Here is a 7,615-nt window from a genome sequence, read left to right as displayed (position 1 = left end):
ATTTTTTCTTTTTCTAGCATCTCAAGTAATAGCCTACCATCTCTTGCTGTATCGTGGTCAGCTAGAATTAATGTGGCACCTTTAATAAGTGGTAAATATAATTCTAAACCAGCTATATCGAAAGAAATAGTTGTAATAGACAGGAGTCTGTCTGTTTCTTTTATACCTGGTTCAATAGCAACTGTACTAAGGAGATTAACCAAGTTTTTGTGAGTAATAGGAACTCCTTTTGGTTTACCAGTAGAACCGGATGTGTACAATAGATATACGATACTTTCAGGATCGACTCTGTTTTGAAGCTTTGTTGCAGGATATTGATTTAATGCAGTGATAGCATCTTCTATTAAAATGCTATTAGACCATTTCGGCAAGGCATTTAACAGAGTATTACTAGTTAGCAAAAATTTAGCTTCTGAGTCTTCCAACATAAATTCTAATCGCGCTAAAGGATATTCATGATCTAAAGGAAGATATGCAGCACCACACTGCATAATTGCTAATAATGAAATCACTAGTTCTGGGCATCGTGGTATAGAAACAGCGATAAAATCACCCGGTAATACACCTTGAGCTTTCAAATAATGAGCCATTTGGTTAGTCTGCTCTTGAAGATCTTCATAAGAAATAACTTTGTCATTAAAACCCAAAGCTATATTCTTTGGGGTTTTCTGAGCTTGTAATGCGATTAAATCATGAAGAGCTACATTTGAATAGTTAGTTGAGGTTGCATTTAATTCATTGTATGCACTTGTATAATCCTGATATGAAATTTGTTCTATTGTTTTTGATGGGTCTTCAACAATCTTTTGCAATATTTGCTCAAAAGACAACATCATTTTCTTAATTGTATCAGGTTTGAATAGGGTAGTATTATAGGACCATTGAAATGATGGACCATTTTTGGTTCTAAAAGCATGAAGTTGAATTTCAAAGGTTGCGTATTCTCTAGGATTAATTTTAAATTCATGAGAAAGACCTGAAAATGAAAACTCGCTTTCTATATCCCGATTTAAATCAACTGTTAATATTACCGGAACCAAAGGAACTCTTGAAGGGTCACGAGCAATCGCAAACTTATGCAGTAGATGACCAAAGCTAACTTGCTGATGGTCATATGCATCAAATAATTGAGAGTTTCTTTGTTTTAAATAATCTATAAAGCTTATGTTTGAACTTATATTACTACGCAAAGGAAGTAGATTAACACAATCTCCAACCATTTGTCTCATATCATATAATATATTTCCTGATGACGGAAATCCTACTACTAAATCATTTTGACCTGTTTGTTTGCTTAAAAACAACTCAAATGCAGCAAGTAAAGTTGTAACTAAACTACAACCAGAGCTTATTCCTACTAGTTTTAGTGAATTTATAAGATTATCGTCTACAGGAAAATCAAGACGTTGACTATTATATGTCCGTAATGAAGGTCTTATGTTATCAATTGGTAAATTAACTAAGGGAACAGATTCTTCATAAATTTTAAGCCAAAAATCTTCTAAATGTTGATATTCATCACTTTCCATTAACGAATTTATTCTTTCAGCAAACTCACTGAATCGTTCTGGATTGGGAAGATTCGGAACTTTGTTTTCTACTTGAGCGGAATAAAGTGTACTAAGTTCTTCCAAAATGATATCAAAACTTAAACCATCACCAATAATGTGATGGTGAGTAATTACTAATATATGTTCAAATTCATCGGTTTTAATTAATTTAACTTTAAATAAAGGACCATTGACAAGGTCAAAAAGTGAATTTAACTCATCTTTTATAATGGTATCTTTGCTCTTTTCTTTATCTATCGTAGGTAGTTGAGAAATATCATTATGAGAAATATCGATAATAAAATCTCTAAAAATATTCATAAAACGTCCATTTGAACTAAAATTAGCTCGTAAACATTCATGACGATCTACCAGAGTCTTTACAGCATTTTCAAGTGCATCTATGACTAAATTACCTGTAAATTTAATGGAAACAGAAAGGTTATAAGCTTTGTTTGCATCGCTACCTCCAAAAACACAATCTGTCCATATTTCCAACTGTGAATTTGTTGTGTATATAACACGTTCAATTTCAGGTAAAAATGGATTAAATTGAATTTCAATTTGTGTTTGAGATTGGCTTTCCATTAGTTAGATATAATTCTGTTAAATTTAAAAGTTAGTTTTTGGGGGTAATTTTTAATATGGAGTAATAGTTATGAATTGGTTTTATTCCAAAAATTCAATATTTACAAATTTTCCTTTTTGATTAGGATCTTCTATAAACCACGCAGGGTTTCCGTTTTCATCGCGACCCAATTTTCCTCCTAGAACTGGAGGTTCATTTGCCATTATGGTATACTTTTTTTTAGCTGTATCATTTTCAGTGCTTTGCGTAACTTTTATTTTTGAAATAGTTTTATTTATTTCTTGGTTCGTAACTCCATTTGGACTAATTAAATTTTCATCTTTTAAATTAGTAAAAGAAGTAGTTCCAGATAGTGCACTGTTTTGATTATTTTGTAAAGAATCTAACTTCTTGTTCAAAAGTTGAATTTGTTGAACTATCTGCTCTAATGTAATTTGATTTTGATTTGACAATAATTGTTTGTCATTATATAAATTAAGTGGTACAGCAGTTTGGTTTGAAACCAATTCATTTTTTTCTTGTGTAATTTTAACTGGTTGTTCTTTTGGCAAATTAATATCTAAATAATCTGCTAAAAGCGACGGTGAGGGAATTTCTTCATTCAATTGTCTAAAAGTAATTGGCAAATTAAACTCTTTTTTTAATCTACCTGACAGCTGTGTTAGCGATAATGAATCTAATCCTAATTCTAAAAAGGTATTAGTTGCAGAATCCGATTCGTAAATTATTCCTGAGGCATTTTTTATGATTTCTGAAATCTTAATAAGTATTGAATCTATTCTAGAATCGTTAGTTTGGATGCTACTATTTTCAGTTGTTATTGAAACTAAAGGCGATTCATTAATAATAAGTGTTTGAATTACCTTAGTTTCAATAAAACTTAATGGTTCTATCCAACATGGTTTGCGATCAAATACATAACTAGGCAAATTTATTTTTTGTCTTTCATGTTGGGAATAGAAAGATTTCCAATCAGGGTTTAATCCTCTTGACCATAATTCGCCTAGAGCATTTAATAAAGTGGAATATTCATTTTCATGTTCGTCTTTTGGAAAGGTTAAACTTGGAAAAGCAGCAATGATTTTACCACTAGCTTGTTGGCGAGCTAAAGTAGTAAGGCTTTGACCTGGTCCTACTTCTAATAATATAAAATCATCTAATTCAAATGCAGTATCCATTGCATCTGCAAATCGAACTGTGTTTTTTAAATGGTTAACCCAATACATAGGGCTTGTGGCTTCTGTGTCAGTTAACCAAGTCCCTGAAGCTGTTGAAATAATAGGTAATCGAGAAATACTTAGTTTTATTTTTTCTAACTCTTTTTTGAATGAATCTAAAATAGGATCCATCATAGAAGAGTGAAATGCATGACTCGTACTAAGAATCTTATTTGGAATATGTTGAGAATCTAGTTTCTGATTAAATTCGGCTATCTCTTGCGTAGTACCTGACACAACACAAAACTGATTTGAATTTATAGCCGCAACGGAAAGAGTATCAGGAAGCAGTTTGCTTAATTTATCCACTGGAACACGTACTGCTAACATTGAACCATTTGGAAGTTGGCTTATCAAACGTCCTCTTACAGCAACTATATGTAAAGCATCTTTTAAATTGAAGATACCAGCTAAATGTGCTGCGGTATACTCTCCGATACTTTGTCCACAAAGGAAAGTGGGTTTTATACCCCAACTATTCCACAGCTGAGACAAAGCATATTCTGTAACGAATAAAGCGGGTTGAGTTAAGCGAGTATCTTTTAAAAGTTCTTCTGCTTTAGTAGAGTTAATTTCTGGATAGATTATATGACGAATATCCAATTTTAAATCTTCCATCAGTAACTCGGCACATTTATCTACAGCGTCACGAAACACTTTTTCGTTATCATAAAGTGTTTTGCCCATTTGTAAATACTGAGCGCCTTGTCCAGGAAATAGGAACCCCATTTCGCTAGGTATACTCTTTAATATTGAGGATTTAGTACTTATTGGTTTTAGAGAAATTAATTTTTCAGCTGCATTATTCGTAGAATCAGCTATCAAAAAACTTCGATGGTTAAAGTCATCTCGAGTTACATTCAATGAATAGGCTACATCTGCTAAAGGTATGTTTTTTGTGGTATCAAGAAAGTGACCCAAAGCATTTTCATAACCCAATAAACTGTTTTTATTTTTTGCAGACCAAGTTAGTAATTGTAATGGTCGTTCATTACAAGATGGTAAAGGATTCATTTCATATTCTTCGACAATAACGTGTACATTAGTACTACCGATTCCATATGAACTCACTCCAGCTCTTCTTGGTCCATCCACTTTCCAATCGATCAATTTGTTATTGATGTAGAAAGGGCTATTATCAAAATCTATATTTGGGTTTGGTTTATTGAATCCAACCATAGGTGGGATTTGCTTATGACGCATTGACAATATTGTTTTTATTAACCCAGCCACACCAGCTGCAGCAGTGGTATGTCCCATATTACTTTTGATAGAACCAAGGGCACAAAATCCATTTTTATCCTGTTTACCATAGGCAATTTTAAGTCCTTCAATTTCTATTGGGTCTCCAATTGGAGTCGCAGTTCCATGAGCTTCAACGTAACTAATTGATGAAGGTGCAATTTGAGCATCGTTAAACGCATTAATAATTGCTCCAGCTTGACCTTTAGCACTAGGAGCCATAAAACTGCCTTTGTCTCCTCCGTCATTATTTACACCTACACCTTTGATAAGTCCATATATAATGTCACCATCTTTTTGAGCTTCTTCTAATCTTTTTAGAAGCACCACACCAGCTCCATCACTAAATACGGTCCCTTTTCCAGAAGCGTCAAAAGGGCGAGTTCTACCATCAGGGCTTTTTATAAATCCATCATCATAAAGATGTCCACTATAAATTGGTGCTGTTACACTAGATCCTCCAGCAAGTGCAATATCGCACATACCAGTCCGTATTGCTTTCACAGCTTCAGCAACTGCTAATAATGAAGTAGAGCAGGCAGAATGGACACTAACCGATGGTCCTTTTAGGTTTAAATGATAGGATGTACGAGGTGCAATAAAATCCTTACCATTTACTGTATAAATTTGTAAATCACCTATTTGGCTCTTTAGCTCATTGTTGTTAAATATATTGTTTTCGTAATAGGTATTAATTTCACTACCTGAATATACTCCAATACTTCCTTTATAATGTTTAGGTAAATGTCCAGATTGCTCCAATGCTTCCCAAGCGATTTCTAAAAATATCCTAATTTGAGGGTCCATAGCTGCGGCAAGTTGTGGGTTTAATCCAAAGAAACCAGCATCAAATGTTTTAGCGGAAGGTAATAATCCTCTAGCTCCGATATAAAGTGGATCGTTTCGAAGACTTTCAGGTAAACTACTATCTAATTCTTCTTTAGAAAAGAATGAAATAGTTTCTTTTCCACCCTTTAGATTTTCCCATAATTCCTCTATTGAATCTGCACCTGGTAATCTTACAGCCATACCAATAATAGCTATATCAGCAGAAGTTGTTATATCATTAGTCTTTTTAAAAACAAATAAATCCTCATTTATTATATTCTCACGTAAAATCTTTGAAAGTTCACTAATTGTCGGATGAATATAGATTTTAGACACAGCAATATCCAAGAATAAACGTTGTCTCATCAATGAAGTTACTTTTTGTGCTAGAAGTGAAGTTCCACCCATATCAAAAAAATCGTCATCTACACCTATTCTTGGTATTTGTAATTGTTCACTCCAAATCTCTGCAATATCTTTTTCTAACTGAGTAATTGGTTTTTTGAAAAGAGGAGCAGAACTAGGTCTTTGATATTTCGGAATAGGTAAGTTTTTTTTGTCAATTTTTCCGTTTGGTGTAATTGGAAAATCATCTACCCAAATATATTTAGTGGGTAATAAAATTTCTGGTAAAATTTTTGAAAGAGCATCATGAATCATCTTTTCATCCTGCAATTGCTCACTAAATTTCAAATAAGCCACAAGTTTAGCTTCATTCCCAAATTGCTCACTTAGTATAACTGCAGATTGTTTTACTCCAGGAAGACTGTTTAATGTAGCTTCTATTTCACCTAATTCAATTCGATGTCCTCTGATTTTTACTTGATGATCCATTCGTCCTAAACATTGAAACTCCTCGTTTGGAAGTAATTTTCCAAGGTCCCCCGTGCGATACAGGATGGCGTTGTGTTCTTTCGAAAATGGATCTGAAATAAATTTTTCAGCTGTAAGTTCTGGGCGTTTCCAATAACCTTGTGCTACACCATCTCCTCCTATAACGATCTCTCCAATTGAGCCAGGTGCAACGGCTTGTCCATCTTCATTTAATAAATAAATTTGGGTGTTTGCAATAGGTCGTCCAATAGTAATTATAGTATCATCTGCATGAATTTGTTTTATGGCGGACCATATTGTAGTTTCTGTAGGGCCATACATATTCCAAAGCGAATCACATCTTGAAATTAGCTGACGTGCGAGATTTAAGGGCATAGCTTCGCCACCACAAAGGACTTTTAAAGCAAGCGGGTCTTCCCAGCCTGAATCAATTAACATTTGCCAAGTAGTTGGTGTGGCTTGTAGAATAGTAATTTCTTTGTTTTGTAAAAAATTAAGTAAAAGCTGACCATCACGAGTAGTCTCATAGTCAGCAAAAACTACTGTAGCACCATTGATTAGCGGCAGAAATAATTCTAAACCCGCAATATCAAAAGAAATTGTGGTTATGGACAATAACTTATCGTCTTCGTTAATCCCAGGTTCAAGTGCCATGCTGAAAAGGAAGTTAACTAAATTTTTATGAGTGACTGTTACTCCTTTTGGTTTTCCAGTAGATCCTGAAGTATAAATTATATAGGCAACAGCATCTTGTGAAATTGAAACAGTTAACGGTATGATGGGATATTTGTCCAGTAAAGTCAATATATCTTCTATTAAAATAGTTCTTTGGCAATGAACTAATGAAGTTGATAGTGTTTTAGTAGTTAACAAAAAACTAGCCTCCGAATCTTTAAGCATAAATTCAAGACGTGCAGTTGGAAATTTTGGGTCTAAAGGTAAATAAGCAGCACCACACTGCATAATTGCAAAAAGAGAAGCTATTAAATTAGAAGATCGCTCCATAGAAATAGCAACAATTTGTCCAGGTCGTAAGCCTTGAGACCAAAGGTAATTGGCTATTTGATTTGTCATTATATCTAGTTCACCATAAGTAACAATTTTATTCTCAAATTCAATTGCTACTGAATTAGAATACATTTCAGCTCGCTCTGCAAAAAGCGCATGCAATGTACTATCTGGATACATCATTTTATACCCATTTATTTCGATTTCTAAATTATTGTTGTTAGATCTTTTCATTATAATTATGTTAAATTTAAATTTGGGTAAATTTTGATTTAAACTTTTAAAAATTTTATTTAAATGTTAGTTAACAGTTTATTAGTGCAAAATGGTTAAGTTTTTTTTATTTA

2 protein-coding genes are annotated in these 7,615 nt (G+C 33.3%); both read right to left on the bottom strand.

The annotated features are described in order from the left end of the window. The coding region (locus tag E0F76_RS13470; protein ID WP_165932705.1) for a non-ribosomal peptide synthetase at positions 1-2,138 on the bottom strand (2,138 nt) is incomplete at its 3' end. A gap of 81 nt (positions 2,139-2,219) precedes the next feature. Then, entirely contained in the window at positions 2,220-7,502 is a 5,283-nt protein-coding gene (locus E0F76_RS13465; protein ID WP_132007007.1) for a polyketide synthase, read from the bottom strand. Positions 7,503-7,615: the final 113 nt, after the last annotated feature.

It is taken from the genome of Flavobacterium cellulosilyticum, from assembly GCF_004349355.1.
Classification (GTDB): Bacteria; Bacteroidota; Bacteroidia; order Flavobacteriales; family Flavobacteriaceae; genus Flavobacterium; species Flavobacterium cellulosilyticum.
This window is presented reverse-complemented; position numbering and strand designations above follow the sequence as displayed.